Raw genomic sequence first — 14,850 nt, forward strand, 5'->3', positions numbered from 1 at the left:
GAGGCCGTCGCTTCACCGCCATCGCCGACCCGGCCGACCGGCTCACGGTCACCCGTCACGATGGCGGGGTGACCGTCGCTTGGGAGGGTCCGTACCGCGACTACCCCGAATACGCGATGATCGCGGAGTTCGTGCCGTACATGCTGGCCGGCTCAGGGGCCGGTCGGCGGCTCACGCCGGTGTGGGTGGGGCTGCCGCGCCGCCCGCCGACCGCGCCCAAACGCCTGGCCGCGCTGTACGACACCAGGCGCGTCGAGTACGAGGCCGCCCACCCGTCGATCACGTTCGCCGAGGCCGACATCGACGCGCCCCTGCCACGCGCCGACCCCGCCCTCGCCGCGATCCTGGACAACCACGCGCAGCTGTCCACCGCGGCCGCCCGTCCGGTGCGGGGCTGGCTCGACCGTTTCCACGCCGCGCTCGAGTCCGCGGTCGCCGACGGCCCGCCGGGCCTTGACCAAGTGGCCCGGCGACTGGCCATGAGCCCCCGTACGCTCCAGCGCCGCCTGCGCGACGAGGGCAGCAGTTGGCGAGAGGAGCTGGAGAAGCTGCGCCAGCGACGGGTGGACCGCCTGCTGCGGGAAACCACGCTCAGCGTGGAGTCCATCGCCACGCGGGTCGGCTTCACCGACCCCCGGGCCCTGCGGCGAGCCATCCACCGCTGGTACGGCCACGGACCGGCCGCCATCCGCGCGAGTGGCCCAATGTGAGCGCCGGTCCGGCGCGGCGGCGGCTGACGGGTGGCCGGCGAGGAAGGCGGTCTTCGACCTCAAGCCCCAGGTAGCCCACGACGATCCCTTCTGCCGGTGATGAGGAAGACCGCCAGCGCGGCCAGGCAGAGGAAGGCGGCGGCCGACAGGCTCGCCACGGTGAACCCGTGCACGGTCGCCTCGGCGACGGCGTTGGGATGGGCCGCCAGGTAGCCGGCCGTGGCCGTACCGGCGATGGTGCTGAGCAGCGCGGTGCCAAGAGAGGCGCCCATCTGCTGGGCGGTCATGACGGCGGCGCCGGCGACGGAGGTGTCGGCGCCCGCGTTGAGGGTGGCGGTGCTGTTGGCGGTGATCAGCACCCAGCCGGTGCCCAGGCCGACCAGGAAGAGCACCGGCAGGACATGAAGCCAATAGCCGCTGTCCTGCCGCAGCAGGCCGAGCAGGCCCAGCGCGAGCGCCAGGGTCAGCAGCCCGGGGGTCAGCAGTGCGCGCAGCGGGGCACGGGGCACCAGTCGGCCGACCGTCCGCGCGCCGAGCATTAGGCCCGCAGTGAGGGGGAGGAAGGCCAGTCCGGCGCGTACGGGCGGGTAGCCGAGCACGTTCTGCAGGTAGAAGGTGAGGAAGAACAGCGCGGCGAACATCCCCACCGCCAGGCTGAGCACGGCCAGGTAGGAGCCGCCGCGGTGGCGGTCGAGGATCACGCGCAGCGGCAGCAGCGGATGGTTGACCCGGTGCTGGACCCACGCGAAGACGGCCAGCAGCAGAACTCCCGTGATCAGCGGGCCGAAGGTGAGGGCCGCGCCCCAGCCGTCGGTCTCGGCCCGCGAGAAGCCGTACACCAGCGCCATCAGGCCGCCGGTGGCCAGCAGGGCGCCCACCACGTCCACTCGGGGTCTGGATCCGGCCGGCGTGGAGCGGACCGCGTAGAGCACGCCCGTGCCGGCCGCCAGAGCGATGGGGATGTTCACGTACATGCACCAGCGCCAGTCCAGGTACTCGGTCAGAACCCCGCCCAGGAGTACGCCCAGGCCGGAAGAACTGCCCATCACCGTCCCGTACACGCCGAAGGCCCTGCCCCGCTCGGCGGGCAGCGGGAAGGAGACGGCCATGGTGCCGAGGACGGCAGGCGTCAGCAGGGCACCGAAGGCGCCTTGCAGGCCCCGGGCGGCCAGCAGCGTCGCCGGCCCGGTGGCCGCGCCGCCCAGGGCGGAGGCCAGGGCGAAGCCGGCCAGCCCGATCAGCAGGCTGCGGCGGCGGCCGAACAGGTCCGACAGCCGGCCGCCCAGGAGCAGCAGGCCGCCGTAGCACAGGGCGTAGACGGTGATCACCCACTGGCGGGTGGGGTCGGACATGGACAGTGATCGCTGCGCGGAGGGCAGCGCGATGTTCACGATCATCAGGTCGATCCCGACCATGAGCTGGGCCGTGGCGACCGTGGCCAGTGCCCACCAGCGGCGCGGGTCGGGAAGCGGGGGATCGGAGGGGTGCCGGGCGGAGCCGACTGTCGTGGTCATGGCATACCTCGAAACTAGTTGGCCAACCCAACGTTGGCCCGGCCAACGGTAGCACCATAATCGTGGGGCGCGCCAACGGTAGACTCGGTCCATGGAGTCGGCACCCGCCCGCCTGCGCGGCAAGCCCAGCTGGTTGATCAGTAAGACCTCGCTGCACGCGCAGCGACTCATCGGCGAGGTGCTGACGCCCGTCGACGCCCGTGGCTACCACTTCGCGATCCTGGCCGCCCTGGAGGAGTTCGGACCCGCCAGCCAGATCGCCCTCGGCCAGCGCTGCGGCATCGACCGCAGCGACACCCACGCCACCGTGAACGAGCTCGCGGACCAGGGGCTGGTCGAGCGCGCGCCCGACCAGGCCGACCGGCGCCGCAACATCATCACCCTGACCCCGGCCGGGCGGCGGCGGCTGGAGGAGCTCGACTCGATCCTGGCCGGGGTTCAGGAAGAGCTGCTGCGGCCGCTGTCAGAAGCCGAGCGCACGCAGCTGCTGGAGCTGCTGAGACGGGTATTCGATCACGTGGTCAGACGGTAGCCGGGAGACATGACCGCGTCAGCCGTCGACAAGTACCGGGTTGCGAGGCGGGCCGTCGGCGAGAAGGGTGGCCAGCAGGTGCGGTAGCCCGGCGGGTCGCAGGAGGTCGGTGGTCTCGGTCAGTTCTTGCGCCGTCCACCAGCGGTGGCCGGTGATGCTCGTCCTTTCGAAGTCCTCCATCCGGGTGGTGTCGATCTCGAAGACGGGGACGCGGGCCAGGTAGTAGCGCTGCCGTACCTCGTAGGTGACGCCGTCTCGATCGACGGTCCAGGGGCGTCCTCTCCACACCTCTGGGCCCAGGGTCGCGCCCGTCAGCCCGGTCTCCTCGTACAGCTCGCGCAGTGCCGCGTCTTGATAGGTCTCGCCGGGTTGGAGCCCGCCGCCGGGGGTGTACCAGCGAAGAGTGCCGTCGAGCCGGTTGCGGCTGGAGAACAGCAGGAGCCGATCGGCGGCGTCGATGAGCACGACTCGGGCACTGGGACGCGCGATCAAGCGGCCCGCCCCATCCTCCGTACGAGCGCAGGGTGCAACCTGCTCTCCTTCGGGTCTCGGGCGGAGGCGGTCAGCCGAAGCCATTGGGGCAGAGGAAGGCTCTGATGGCACTCGGCGCGCTCTTGAGGAGCGCCGACTCGTTCTCCAGCGAGCAGAAGTCGCTGCCGATCTCGGCGTTGACGAATCGGGTCGCGTTCCGCTTCGCGATCAGGTCGATGCCGCCGACGCTCGGGGAGTCGAGTTCGGCCGCCACCCAGTAGCCCACGCATCGCTTGCGGGCGACCCTGGCGTCCTGCGGCAGGCCGCCGTTCAGCGTGGCGGCCTGCCGGAGGATCGAGCTCGCGGACGCGCACGGCACGGCGGTGGCCGAGCGGCGTGTGGTGGGGGACGCGCTCGCCTTCTCCGTTGTGGCGGGCGTTTCCTCAGGGGTCTCCGTCTCCTCAGGGGTCTCCCTCGTGCTGGTCGTCTCCTCGGGAGTCGGGGTCGGGGTCTCCGTCGTCTCCTCGGGGGTCGGGGTCGCGCTCGTGTCCGGCGTCAGGTTCTCCGCGGGCGTGGACGAGGGAGGGTCGCTCAGGCTCCGGAGTGCCGCCGGTATCCCCTCCGAGCCCACCCAGACCAGCGCGCCGATGGCCACGACCGTCGCCAGGACGGCGGCGGCCGGCCACAACGGCACGCGATTGGCAGGCGGTGATACCGGCGGCGGCATGACGACCGTGCCCGACCTGGGTGGGGGTGGCATGGGGGTCGTGCCCGACCTGGGTGGGGGCGGCATGGGGATCGTGCCCGCCGTGAGTGGGGTCGTGCCCGATTTGAGTGCGGTGACCTGGGCGAGCAGCTCGTCCGCGGTGGGCCGGGCCGTCCTGTCCTTGGCGAGCGCGCTTCGTACCAGGTCGCGGACCTGTGTGGGCACCCCAGACAGGTCGGGATCGACGCTCATGACGCGGTAGGCGAGGACGTCGGGGGCTCCGGTGCCGAACGGCGGGCGCCCCGTCGAGGCGTACGCCATCAGCGCGCCCCAGGCGAAGACGTCGGCGGCGGCGTCCGCCTCGTCGCCCCGGTACTGCTCAGGGCTGATCCAGCCGGGCGTACCGATCAGCGCGCCGGTGCCCGTGAGGCCGCTCTCGTCGAGGGCTCGGGCGATGCCGAAGTCGAGGACCTTCGCGCCGGAGTCGGAGAGGATCACGTTCCCGGGTTTGAGGTCGCGGTGCACGATGCCGGCACCGTGGATGTCGGTGAGCGCCTCGGCGATGTCCACGCCGAACGAGAGCAGTTCGTCCGGCGGCAGTGGCGCGTTGTCCTGTACGTACGCGCTGATGGTCGGGCCGGGGACGAACTCGGTGGCCAGCCAGGGAGGCATCGCGGCGGTGTCGGAGGCCATCACCGAGACCGTGCAGCGCCCGCGCACCCGGGACAGGAGATCGACCTCGCGGACGAAGCGGGCGAGGAACTGCGGATCAGCGGCTAACCCCGGATGGATGACCTTGACCGCGACCCGGGCGCCGTCGTCCGCGACCCCCGCGTAGACCACGCCCATGCCGCCGGCGCCCATCCGGCCCACGATCCGGTACGGACCGATCGCCTCGCGCTCGTCCTTCACCAGAGGGCCGAAGCCGCCGGGGTCACTCATCGAGGCTCCGCTCGCCGGATCATCGCAACGGCAATGATCCTAATGACAGGTGCCCGGGTGTGTGCGCTCGCCCTCGGAGCGTGATCGTCGGCAGGGTGACCGCGAGCGGAGTCGGCATCCGTCTAGATCAATTCCGGGTAATGTGCCGGACATGCGGCGATTGATCACATCCCGCGGGCTATGGCTCGCGCTTTTGGCGGCCATTGCGGCAGCGACGATCGTGGTGATCGCGCGCTCTCGACGGCGCCCGGTCCAGCGGGAGGAGGTGGCTTCCGATTCCTTTTCGATTCCGACCCGTAGTTCGATTCCGACCCGGAGTTCGATTCCGACCCGGAGCGAGAAAGCGCAGTGGCCGCCGGCTCCGATCCTCGGCACTCCCACCGCTGAGGATCTCCAGCGCTATGGCGCCGAAAAGCCGTCCCTCTTCGACCGCCCCGAGTTCACCAAGTTCTTCGAACGCGGCGAGCCAAGGGAGCCGCTGGACGATGCCACCCGCCGCCGCCTGACTCGTTGGGCCGTCGCCGGAATCGCGATTCTCATGCTGGCTCTCGGTACTCAAGTCCTTGAATCCGCGGTCTTCTCCGAGCCCTCATCTGACGTGAGGTGGGGGCCATGCCTTGAGAACACCTCGGACAGCGGTACGGCCTGCACGTTCGCCGGAAACGAGGAGGAGTACGGTCCGGACGCCGATTACGTGTCCCAGCAGTCGGCGGAGAGTGAGGAAACGCAGGCCCGTCCCGACGCGGACTGCCGGCCCGTGGGCACCGAACCGCGCGTACGGAAAATCGACGCGAAGGTTGAGCGGGCGGTGGACCGGCAGTGGCAGCGCATCGAGGACTGGCTGAAGACCAACGCTCCCCGGAGTTATCGCACACTCGGCAAGAACGGAGACGCGAAAACCATCGCGGCCGCGGAGGCGTATATGGGAATACGTTTCCCAGACGATCTGCGGGCCTCACTCCTGCGGCATGACGGGGCCGTCTACCTCAAGGACACCTGGGCCTTCGGCTTCCTGGGCAACTCGTACTCGAGCGTCCAGGAAATGCGTGTCACGTGGCGACGGTTGTGCGACATCGACGGTGAGGAGGAAAGTGACGGGGAATTCTCCGATCCACGATCGGAATGGTGGGACGGACGAATGATCCCCGTCGGCGCCGACGGAATGGGCGACCACCTGGTGATCGACTCGGCGCGGAAGGACATCGGCGAAACCGATCATGAGGGCTCCATGGGCTTCACGCCGGGAGGCGTCCGGATCCGCTCCTTCTACGCCCTGCTGAAGACCACCGCCGACGCCATGGAGAAGGGCGGCTCCATCGGCTACTGGAAGCCGAAGGTGGTCGACGGTGAGCTCGACTGGGACGTCCTCTGAGCGCCTGAGGCGAGCAATGCGCCCGGTGCGGGCATGATCGGTAGAGTCGCGCACTATGGGTGTTCTCGTCGATTACTTCACGGTGGACTCCGAGCAGTCCGCCCGGCTGGCCCTGTCCGGTGGGCCGGCGGCGTTGAATCTGCCGTACGTCGACTGCAAAGGCTGGCTCGACGACCTCGACACGCTGGCCGCCGAGCTGAGCGGACGTGACCTCAGCGAGTTCGGCGACAGCAAGGCCGTCATCGACGACGGTGAGTCGGCGGGCGTCGAACTGGCGGCGCCCGAGACCACCGCCGCGCTCGCCGCCGTGGACGACGCGCGGCTGCGCGAGTACGCCGAGGAGGAACTGCTCGACGAGTTCGAGGTCGAACGCATCACCGGCCTGCGGGACCTGGCTCGCGAGGCGGTACGGCTCAACCAGGGGATATATCGCTGGTCGTGCCTCTGAGCGCCTCGAACAACTCCTCGCGGAGCGCGGGCGGCAGTTTCCGGCCCAGCTCCGAAGGGCTCACCAGCCGGTGGTCGTCGTTGTACTCGAGAGCCCTCTCCGCGAGGAACTCCAAGCTGAAGCGGGCCTTCTCCCGGTGACGTGGGTCCGGCCAGCGCTCCACCACAGGCAGCGCCGCCTCCACCCGCGCGCTGACCCGGTCGAGGAGCGCGTAGCCGGGCAGGCCGGGAAAGCGCTGGGCCCGCAGGTCGATGTGCCGGAAGGCGACACCGTCGAGCTCCGCGCCGGTGAAGTCGTTGCCGGTGAAGTCATTGCGGTCCCTGCCCAGCGCCGCCTGGTCGTGGGTCGGACGGCCCCAGAAGTTGACATCCCGCACGCGGCCGAGAAAGACGCAGTCGACGAATTCGGCTTCGGACGTGGACGTCTGGTCCCTCAGCCGGGACCCGTCGAACACGCATCTCTCGAACCGGACGTTACCGAAGAAGGTGAGCGGCGCGAATCGGGTGCGGCGGAACACACAGTCGCGGAAGACCGACTGCGGCCAACTGACGCGGCGGTTCCACGACCTGCGCACGCCGGTGGCCCCCATCGACAGGTTTTCGAAGGTGGTGCCGGAGAAGTCGCAGCTTTCGAACCGGCTGCCGTGGGCGCTGAAGGAGACGAAGTGAATCCCGGAGAAGTCCACGCCCACCATCAGCGTCTTGTCGAAGGTCACACTGGACACTCCGGCAGGAAGGTCGAAATGCTGCTCGCGAAGTGTTCCGCGGGCGCGCCACGCGGGCTGCCACTTGTCCGGGCTCGGCTGGAGGCTGAACCGCTCGGACGCGCTCATGTCGGCCGCCGGCGTTCTGGGAGCTCGTGATCACGCATGCGCGGAGTCTCGCAGCCCGATCCGACAAAACAGCCTGCGGAGCCGGTACAAAGGGACGGCGCACCGAGTCGGAATATTTCCGCAAATGGCCAGGCTGACCGGGGCATGATTCTTGTGACCGGTGCCACCGGCAACGTCGGACGGCAGGTTATCGCCCAGCTTGTGTCCTCCGGCGTCCCTGTGCGGGCGCTTGTGAGAGATGGTCAGCAGTCTCGGCTCCCTGAGGGGGTTGAGGCGGTCGAAGGTGACCTGTCCAGGCCGGGCACCCTGAAGAGGGCGCTGGCGGAGGTCGAGACGGTGTTCCTGATCTGGCCCTTCCTCGCCACGGACGGGGCCTCCGCCGTGCTCGACGTGGTCGAAGGCCATGCCCGCCGCGTCGTCTACCTCTCCTCGTCAGGGGTGAACGACGAGGCCGAGCGGCAGAGCGACCCGATCAACCAGCTTCACGCCGACATGGAGCGCCTGATCGAGGAGTCCGGCCCGCAGTGGACGATCCTGCGGGCGAACACCATCGCTTCCAACACTCGTGGGTGGGCCGAGCAGATCCGTGGCGCGGGTGTCGTGCGTGGTCCTGACATCGCCGCCACCGCGGTGATCGATCCGCGCGACATCGCCGCCGTGGCGGTACGTGTGCTGGTCGAGGACGGCCATGCCGGCATGACGTACGTGCTGACCGGCCCGCAGGTGGTGAGCAGGACCGAGCAGGTACACGCCATCGGGGAGGCGATCGGCCGCCCGTTGCGTTTCGAGAAGGTGCCCGTAGAACTCGCCCGGCAGCAGATGCTCGCGGACGGCAGGCCGCCGGCCCTGGTAGAGGCCCTGCTGGCCAGCGCCGAAACGCGACCTCACTCAGCATTGATCACCTCCACCGTGGAAGAGGTCACCGGAACTCCGGCGCGTACGTTCCGAGACTGGGCCTTCGACCACGCCGACGACTTTCGCTGAGCGAGCGAGCGGGCTGGGCTGGGCTGCCGTCCGGACCATAGGGACGCCTTAAGGATTCCGTAAACGGGTCGCGCCACGCTGAAGGCAGATGAAGACGGCGGGACCGGACGGACCCGCCCAGCCCTCAAAGGAGTGAGACAAATGGCGAGCAGGCTGGTCGTTTCGACGTTCGTGTCGTTGGACGGTGTCATGCAGGGCCCCGGCGGTGCCGGCGAGGACGATTCTCACGGCTTCCAGCACGGCGGATGGCTGCCCCCGCACGTGGACGAGGGGTTCGGCCGCATCATGAACGACCAGCTCGAGCGGGCGGACGGGATGCTGCTGGGCCGCAGGTCGTATGAGATCCTCGCCTCGTACTGGCCCAACGTGCCGGACGAGGAGGGCGGCGCCAAGATCAACAGCATGCCCAAGTACGTCACCACCAGGGCACCGATGACCGCCGAGTGGCGCAACACCCAGGTCTTGGTGGGCGAGGCCGCCCAGACGGTCGCCGAGCTCAAGCGGAGCACCGACGGCGAGATCCTCGTGCAGGGCAGCAGCGACCTGATGCGTACCCTGCAGGAGGCCGAACTGGTCGACGAGTATCGGCTGCTGATCTTCCCCGTCGTCCTCGGCCAGGGCAAGCGGCTCTTCGCCGAAGGCACCGCGCCCGCTGGGCTGAAGGTCACCGGGTCGACCACCACCGACGCCGGCGTCATCTACGTCACCTACGAGTGGGCGGGCAAGCCCTCCTACGGATCGGTCGCATAGCAGAAGTCAAATCTCCCTCGTCACATGCTGTGCTGTGATTTTTCCGGAAAGTATCCTTTTCGCGCCCGCGTGGTGATACAAAACCCCCAATTTGGTCTTCCACGTGGGCGCCGGGATGCGACCGCTCTCACAGAAGCAGCGGACCGAGAGAGAGGTCGTGCATCACCTTGATGCCTGGCGCGTGGCCCCCATCGACCCCTGAACCACTGGCGTCGGTATCCGTAGAACCGCTGCTCACCAGGGACTACGACGCGGATCCCACGCTCGTCCATGACCGCCTGCGCGCCAAGTACGGGCCGGTCGCGCCGGTGGACCTGCTCGGGGTGCCGGTGTGGCTGGTCCTCGGGTACGCCGAAGTGCTGCGGGTCATGAAGAACGAGGGCGACATCTGGAGCAAGCACCTGGACAACTGGCGGGCGAGGGCGGAAGGCGCGTTGCCACCGGACTGGCCCGTGCTTCCCGCGTTCGAGCTCAACAGCGTGGCCTTCCAGGACGGGATGACGCTGCACCGGCTCCGCGACACGTGGACCTCGGCGCTCGCCCCCTTCCAGGACCGCGGTCACCCTCAGGCGCAGCTGCTGGAAGACGCGATCAGGCGATATGCCGACGACCTCATCAGTTTGCTGGCCGAAGGCGAATCCCGTACCGGATGGGCGGATCTGTCCGCACAGTACGCGCGACCGCTCCCGTTGATGGTCGCCAACCGGCTCTTCGGCTTCGAGACCGCGCGTGGCGATGACGTGGTCATGGACACCTGGCGGGTGCTGGACGCCGGTCCCGAGGCGGCCGCGGCCTCGCAGCGGTTGTTCGCCGCGATGATGGAGCTGTCCAGCGCCAAGATGAGCCGCCCCGGGAACGACCTGCCTTCCTACATGCTCGCGGCCAATCCCGACTTCACCGTCGAAGGGCTGTCCCGGGAGCTCCTCATGCTGCCGGGGGTCGTCGGCGACATGACCGGGGGCCTGATCTGCAACACGATCCTCGAGGTGATGACCAATCCGGAGGTGCGGTCGGGCCTGTCCGCGGGGACGATCGAGGAGACCGTGAACCGGGTCGCGCTGGCCAACCCGCCGATGGCCAACCTCACGTTCCGGTTCCCGACGGCGGATGTGCGGCTGGGGCGCTTCGCCATCTCCGCGGGCGATCCCGTCATGTTGTCCGTCGCCGGAGCTCACAGCGATCCGTTGTTCGGCAGCGCGATCGACCGGGAGGCCATCCGCAGCACCCGCGCCCACCTGGCATGGGGCGCGGGGCCGCATGCCTGCCTCGCGCGACTGCTGGCCACCCGCATCACCACGATCGCCGTGGAGCGGCTGTTCGATCGCCTCGACAGGCTGCGGCTCGCGCTGCCCGCCGACCAGCTCCCGTGGCGCTCCTCTCCCTTCATGCGGGCGCTGCGGTCCCTGCCGGTCGATTACGAACTCGCCCAGGCTCCGGCGAACACCGAACCGCCAGTGGCGGCAGACGCGGTCACCGTGGAAGCGGAGCCGCCCCGCTCCGCGCTGTGGCGTTTCCTGCGCGGGCTGCGTGGATCACGGAAATAGTCCCCATTAGGGTAGGCGGCGCACTCCCGTAGTCGATCATGTGGCGTAGGAAGGCGGCCCATGCCCCGGTGGCGTTACCTGCGATGGTGGCTGGCGGCGCTGGCGGCCTGCGTCTTGAGCTTCCTGACCCTGTGGCTGCCGATGTTCTTCAAGGCCGACGCGGCGATCGGCTGTACCAGCTACGGCCCTCTTCCGCTCGGCCTGGCGGAGGTGTGGTCCGAGCTCGAATCAATGTGGCTCCATCTCCGTGAGCCCGTGGCGTACTCGTTCGGGGGGAGTCTGGCCCTGAACGGTCTGCCGACGCTCAGCGTCCTGCTGGCGACCGTGGCCTCCGCGTGGGCGGGGCGGCGGCTCGGCGCGGTAGTGGGTGTGCTGGCCGCCCTGGTCGTGGCGGTGGTCGCGCTGGACTGGGCGTTCATGGCGATCTCGTACGTCATGATGCTCGGCTGCGCGGGCTGGGCGGGGAGGCTGCCGTGGTTGGTCTGGCGCCTGCTGCCGATGCTCGGATACGGGAGCGCGGTCGTCATGCTGGTCGCGGGCATGCGGGTCCGGCGGCGCGCGGAGCGGGTTCTCTAGCCGCACGGGAAGCGTGCAAATCGCTGTAAAAAGCGAACTATTGACTATATCTGTACGAAGTGCATATGGCGCTCCTTGTGCGGCCCCTGCGGGCCTCTGGCGCCTGATTCACCTCGTATGTCCGTTTTCTCCGATCATGTGTTTGTTTGTCTTTTTTGTGGGGCAGGTGGAGACCGGTTGTTCCAGGCGAGCGGGAGGGCAAGGAGCGCTGGTCATGAAAGACAAAGTTCAGATAGGGCTGGCCATCGCCGCGGGCTACTACCTCGGCCGACGCCACAAGCTGCGTTGGGCGACCACGTTGGCCCTGGCCGGGGTGCTCAGCCGGCTGCGCGGCCAGGGCGGCCTGCTGTCGCAGGGGATCAAGATGCTCGGTTCGTCGCCCGAGATGGACAAGCTCACCGGCCGCCTGCGTGGCGAGCTGATGGACGTCGGCAAGGCGGCGGCCGTGGCCATGACGAGCAGGCAGCTCGAATCGCTGACATCCAGGCTGCACGAGCGGGCCGAGGGTCTGCGCCATCCGGGCACGCCTGAGGAAACGGCCGAGGACGAGGAGGACTACGAAGAGGGCTACGAGGAGGAAGAGGAAGAGGCGCCTGAGGAGAAACCGCCCAAGCCGGCACCACGGAGAAGGAATCCCAAGGCCGAGCCCGCACGCGCTACGCGGCCGGTCACCAGGACACGGAGGCGAGCTTGATGGCTCAGGTATCGAAGACTCAGCCCATCAAGAAGGTCACTGAGGCCCTGCCGGCAGACGTCAAGAAGGTCGCGGAGGCCCTGCCGACAGAAGCGCTCACCCAAGAGCTCAAAAACCTCGCACAGGCCTTCATCGAGCGAGCGCTGCAGTCCGTGAGTGACAAGGTCGAGGACGTGGCGGGCCGGCTCGCCGATCCCGCGGCAGGCGGCGGAGTTTCCGGCCTGTTCAGCGCGCTCACCGGATCGGATAAATCTGGCGGCAAGTCCGTCAAAGGTTCGATGCTGGGTGGCGCGGCCAAGGGGGCACTCAAGGGCCTGTTCGGAGGCATGGGCAAGGGGACCAAGAAGCTACGGTTCGTCAACATCGCCGAAACGCTCGACATCGGCGCTCCCGTACGGGTCGTCTACAACCAGTGGACGCAGTTCCAGGATTTCCCGACCTTCATGAAGAAGGTGGAGCATGTAGAGAACGAGAGCGACGAGAAGCTGTCGTGGAAGACACAGGTCTTCTTGTCCCATCGCAACTGGGAGTCGGACATCGTCGAGCAGGTGCCCGACGAGCGGATCATCTGGCGCTCCAAGGGCCCCAAGGGCTACGTCGACGGCGCTGTGAGTTTCCACGCGCTAACCCCCAACCTGACCCGGGTCCTGCTCGTACTCGAATATCACCCGCGCGGGGTGGTGGAGCACGTCGGCAATGTCTGGCGTGCGCCGGGCAGGCGGGTACGGCTGGAGTTCAAGCACTTCAAGCGGCATGTCATGACGCAGATCATGCTGCACCCCGAGGAGATCGCCTCCGGCGGGTGGCGCGGCGTGATCCACGACGGTGAAGTCGTCAAGGACCACGAGACCGCGGTCCAGGAGGAGCAGGCCGCGCAGGAGGAGGAAGAGGAACGGCCGGAAGAGGAACGGCCGGAAGAGGAACGGCCGGAAGAGGAACGGCCGGAAGAGGAGCCGGAGGAAGAAGAGGAAGAGGAACTGCCGGAGGACGAGTACGAGGAGGAGGAAGAGCCCGAAGAGGAAGAGGAAGAAGAGGAGGAGGAGCCGGAGGAAGAAGAAGAGGAAGAGGAGGAGGAAGAAGAGCCGCCTCGCGCGGCCTCTCGGAGACGGGGGCGCGCCAAGGAGCCACCGGCGCGGCCGGTTCGTCGCAGAGCCGGTACCCGGACGACGTAACACGGGACGGCGTCCGCGAAGACCGGCGGGGCAGCGTCGCCAGAGACCGGCGGGGCAGCGTCCCCGAAGAGCGGCGGGCGGCGTCCGCGAATACCGAGGGAGAAGTAATGACCGTGCAACCCGCGACAGGCGGAATAGCCGACCGTCCGTCTCCGTCGGGCCTGGCCGACGTCATCGACACGATCCTCGACAAAGGGCTGGTCATCGACGCCTACGTCCGAGTCTCACTCGTCGGCATCGAACTGCTGACGATCGACGCGCGCATCGTCGTGGCCAGCGTGGACACCTACTTGCGCTACGCCGAGGCCGTGAACCGGCTGGACCTCGAGGAGTCCGGGGGAGAAGGGCTGCCCGAGATCATGCAGAACATGACGCAGGGCAAGGGCAAGAACGTCACCCAAGGAGTCCTGGAAGCGGCAGGGGAGAAGCTGAGCGACTTCGTCGGCGAGCTCGGCGAGAAACAAGAGACGCGCAGTCGGCGGCAAGAGCGAGAGGAGCGGTGAAATGGCGCAATCCGCGAAGGCCGCCGGCTCTGAGCAGGCCACCCAGGCGGATGTTCCCGAGCAGGTCACCAAGAAGACCGGCGTCTACATCTATGGTCTCGTACCCGAGGACGTCGAGGTGTCCAGCGACGCGCAGGGCGTAGGGGATGAAGCTGCGGAGATCAGGCTGATCCGGCACGGCGAGATCGCCGCCCTGGTGAGCGACATCGCGCTCGACCGCCCGCTCGGCACCCCCGACGACCTGTTCCGGCATGGGGCCCTGCTCGATGCCACCGCCGCCGAGGTGCCCGTCATCCCGATCCGCTTCGGCTCGGTGATGACGAATGAGAAAGCCGTCGTCGAGGAGCTGCTGACGCCCCATCACGACGAGTTCCGCAGCGCGCTGGACGAGCTGGAGGGACGGGCCGAGTACGTCATCAAAGGACGCTACGTCGATCAGACGCTGTTCCGTGAGGTGCTGAGTGAGGTCCCGGAGGCCGAGCAGCTGCGAGAGCAGATCCAGGGGCAACCGGAGGATCTGACGCGGAACGCGCGGATCCGGCTCGGGGAGCTGATCAACCAGTCGGTCGTGGCCAAACGCGAAGCCGACACGCAGACGCTGACCGAGGAGGTGGGCCCGCTCGCCGTCCTCACCGTCATCCGGGAGCCCTCTCACGAACAGGACGCCGTTCACGTGGCCGTGCTCATGGAGACGGACCGGCAGGAGGAGCTGGAGCGGGTGGTGAACGAGTTCGCCGATCGCTGGTCCGGACGGGTTGAGATGCGCATATTGGGCCCGCTGGCACCGTACGACTTCATCACCGCGCGGACTCAGGAGTGATGACGGATGGGACTGATCGGCCTGATCTTCGGCTGGCCGCTCGCGCCGGTCAAAGGGGTGATCCGGCTCGGCGAGCTGATACAGGAGCAGGTGGAGCGGCAGACGCATGACCCGGCGATGGTCAGGCGCCGGCTGGAGGAGATCGAGCAGTCCAGGGCCGCCGGCCTGATCTCCGAGGAGGAAGAGGCGCTGGAGATGAAGCAGACGCTCGAATCGATGATCGGCAAGCCCGGCCAGGCTGTCGCGCCGACAGGTGAGGAAGAGGAAGAGGAGGGGTGAT

Annotated in this window: 17 protein-coding genes; 13 read left to right on the top strand and 4 right to left on the bottom strand. The window is 68.4% G+C overall.

Annotated features, from left to right (window positions below; translation table 11 throughout):
- Positions 1-68: 68 nt before the first annotated feature.
- Positions 69-710 (top strand): helix-turn-helix transcriptional regulator, encoded by a 642-nt coding sequence (locus AB0B64_RS20805; RefSeq protein ID WP_357943798.1) that lies wholly within the window; start codon positions 69-71, stop codon positions 708-710.
- A 59-nt stretch (positions 711-769) separates the two neighbouring features.
- On the opposite strand, the gene AB0B64_RS20810 is transcribed toward AB0B64_RS20805, so the two are convergent.
- Positions 770-2,224: an MFS transporter gene (locus tag AB0B64_RS20810; protein WP_358179134.1), complete on the bottom strand. Its 1,455-nt coding sequence runs from the start codon at positions 2,222-2,224 to the stop codon at positions 770-772.
- A 91-nt stretch (positions 2,225-2,315) separates the two neighbouring features.
- Between AB0B64_RS20810 and AB0B64_RS20815 the strand changes: the two genes are divergently transcribed.
- Positions 2,316-2,756, top strand: coding sequence for a MarR family winged helix-turn-helix transcriptional regulator (locus AB0B64_RS20815; RefSeq protein WP_358179136.1), 441 nt, complete (start codon positions 2,316-2,318; stop codon positions 2,754-2,756).
- An 18-nt stretch (positions 2,757-2,774) separates the two neighbouring features.
- Here AB0B64_RS20815 and AB0B64_RS20820 read toward each other — a convergent pair whose 3' ends face one another.
- Positions 2,775-3,248, bottom strand: coding sequence for an NUDIX domain-containing protein (locus AB0B64_RS20820; protein ID WP_357943804.1), 474 nt, complete (start codon positions 3,246-3,248; stop codon positions 2,775-2,777).
- Positions 3,249-3,318: 70 nt separating this feature from the next.
- A complete protein-coding gene (locus AB0B64_RS20825) occupies positions 3,319-4,875 on the bottom strand; it encodes a serine/threonine-protein kinase (protein ID WP_358179138.1) in 1,557 nt (518 codons plus the stop codon).
- 151 nt (positions 4,876-5,026) lie between these two features.
- Here AB0B64_RS20825 and AB0B64_RS20830 point away from each other — a divergent pair, with 151 nt between their 5' ends.
- Entirely contained in the window at positions 5,027-6,247 is a 1,221-nt protein-coding gene (locus AB0B64_RS20830; RefSeq protein WP_358179140.1) for an SMI1/KNR4 family protein, read from the top strand.
- A gap of 55 nt (positions 6,248-6,302) precedes the next feature.
- Positions 6,303-6,695, top strand: coding sequence for a hypothetical protein (locus AB0B64_RS20835; RefSeq protein WP_358179142.1), 393 nt, complete (start codon positions 6,303-6,305; stop codon positions 6,693-6,695).
- On the opposite strand, the gene AB0B64_RS20840 is transcribed toward AB0B64_RS20835, so the two are convergent.
- On the bottom strand, positions 6,661-7,527 hold the full coding sequence (locus tag AB0B64_RS20840) for a hypothetical protein (protein WP_358179144.1): 867 nt from the start codon (positions 7,525-7,527) through the stop codon (positions 6,661-6,663). The genes AB0B64_RS20835 and AB0B64_RS20840 overlap by 35 nt on opposite strands.
- 144 nt (positions 7,528-7,671) lie before the next feature.
- Here AB0B64_RS20840 and AB0B64_RS20845 point away from each other — a divergent pair, with 144 nt between their 5' ends.
- From AB0B64_RS20845 to AB0B64_RS20885, 9 genes are all read left to right on the top strand, one after another.
- Positions 7,672-8,511, top strand: coding sequence for an NAD(P)H-binding protein (locus AB0B64_RS20845; RefSeq protein WP_358179146.1), 840 nt, complete (start codon positions 7,672-7,674; stop codon positions 8,509-8,511).
- Positions 8,512-8,652: 141 nt separating this feature from the next.
- Positions 8,653-9,261, top strand: coding sequence for a dihydrofolate reductase family protein (locus tag AB0B64_RS20850; protein WP_357943816.1), 609 nt, complete (start codon positions 8,653-8,655; stop codon positions 9,259-9,261).
- Positions 9,262-9,431: 170 nt separating this feature from the next.
- On the top strand, positions 9,432-10,805 hold the full coding sequence (locus AB0B64_RS20855; protein ID WP_358179148.1) for a cytochrome: 1,374 nt from the start codon (positions 9,432-9,434) through the stop codon (positions 10,803-10,805).
- A 60-nt stretch (positions 10,806-10,865) separates the two neighbouring features.
- Complete coding sequence (locus AB0B64_RS20860) at positions 10,866-11,381, top strand: hypothetical protein (RefSeq protein ID WP_357943820.1); 516 nt, start codon at positions 10,866-10,868, stop codon at positions 11,379-11,381.
- Positions 11,382-11,595: 214 nt separating this feature from the next.
- The gene (locus AB0B64_RS20865) at positions 11,596-12,075 is read left to right on the top strand and encodes a hypothetical protein (RefSeq protein ID WP_357943821.1); all 480 of its coding nucleotides are present in this window, start codon (positions 11,596-11,598) and stop codon (positions 12,073-12,075) included.
- Positions 12,075-13,247, top strand: coding sequence for an SRPBCC family protein (locus AB0B64_RS20870; protein WP_358179150.1), 1,173 nt, complete (start codon positions 12,075-12,077; stop codon positions 13,245-13,247). Before AB0B64_RS20865 ends, AB0B64_RS20870 begins: the two co-directional genes overlap by 1 nt.
- Positions 13,248-13,354: 107 nt before the next feature.
- The gene (gene gvpJ, locus AB0B64_RS20875) at positions 13,355-13,750 is read left to right on the top strand and encodes a gas vesicle protein GvpJ (RefSeq protein ID WP_357943825.1); all 396 of its coding nucleotides are present in this window, start codon (positions 13,355-13,357) and stop codon (positions 13,748-13,750) included.
- A gap of 1 nt (position 13,751) precedes the next feature.
- On the top strand, positions 13,752-14,570 hold the full coding sequence (locus AB0B64_RS20880) for a GvpL/GvpF family gas vesicle protein (RefSeq protein ID WP_358179152.1): 819 nt from the start codon (positions 13,752-13,754) through the stop codon (positions 14,568-14,570).
- Between the two features lie 6 nt (positions 14,571-14,576).
- Entirely contained in the window at positions 14,577-14,849 is a 273-nt protein-coding gene (locus AB0B64_RS20885) for a gas vesicle protein GvpG (RefSeq protein ID WP_357943829.1), read from the top strand.
- The last annotated feature ends 1 nt before the right edge of the window (position 14,850 follow it).

It is taken from the genome of Nonomuraea sp. NPDC049129, from assembly GCF_040648495.1.
In the GTDB taxonomy this organism is placed as follows: domain Bacteria; phylum Actinomycetota; class Actinomycetes; order Streptosporangiales; family Streptosporangiaceae; genus Nonomuraea.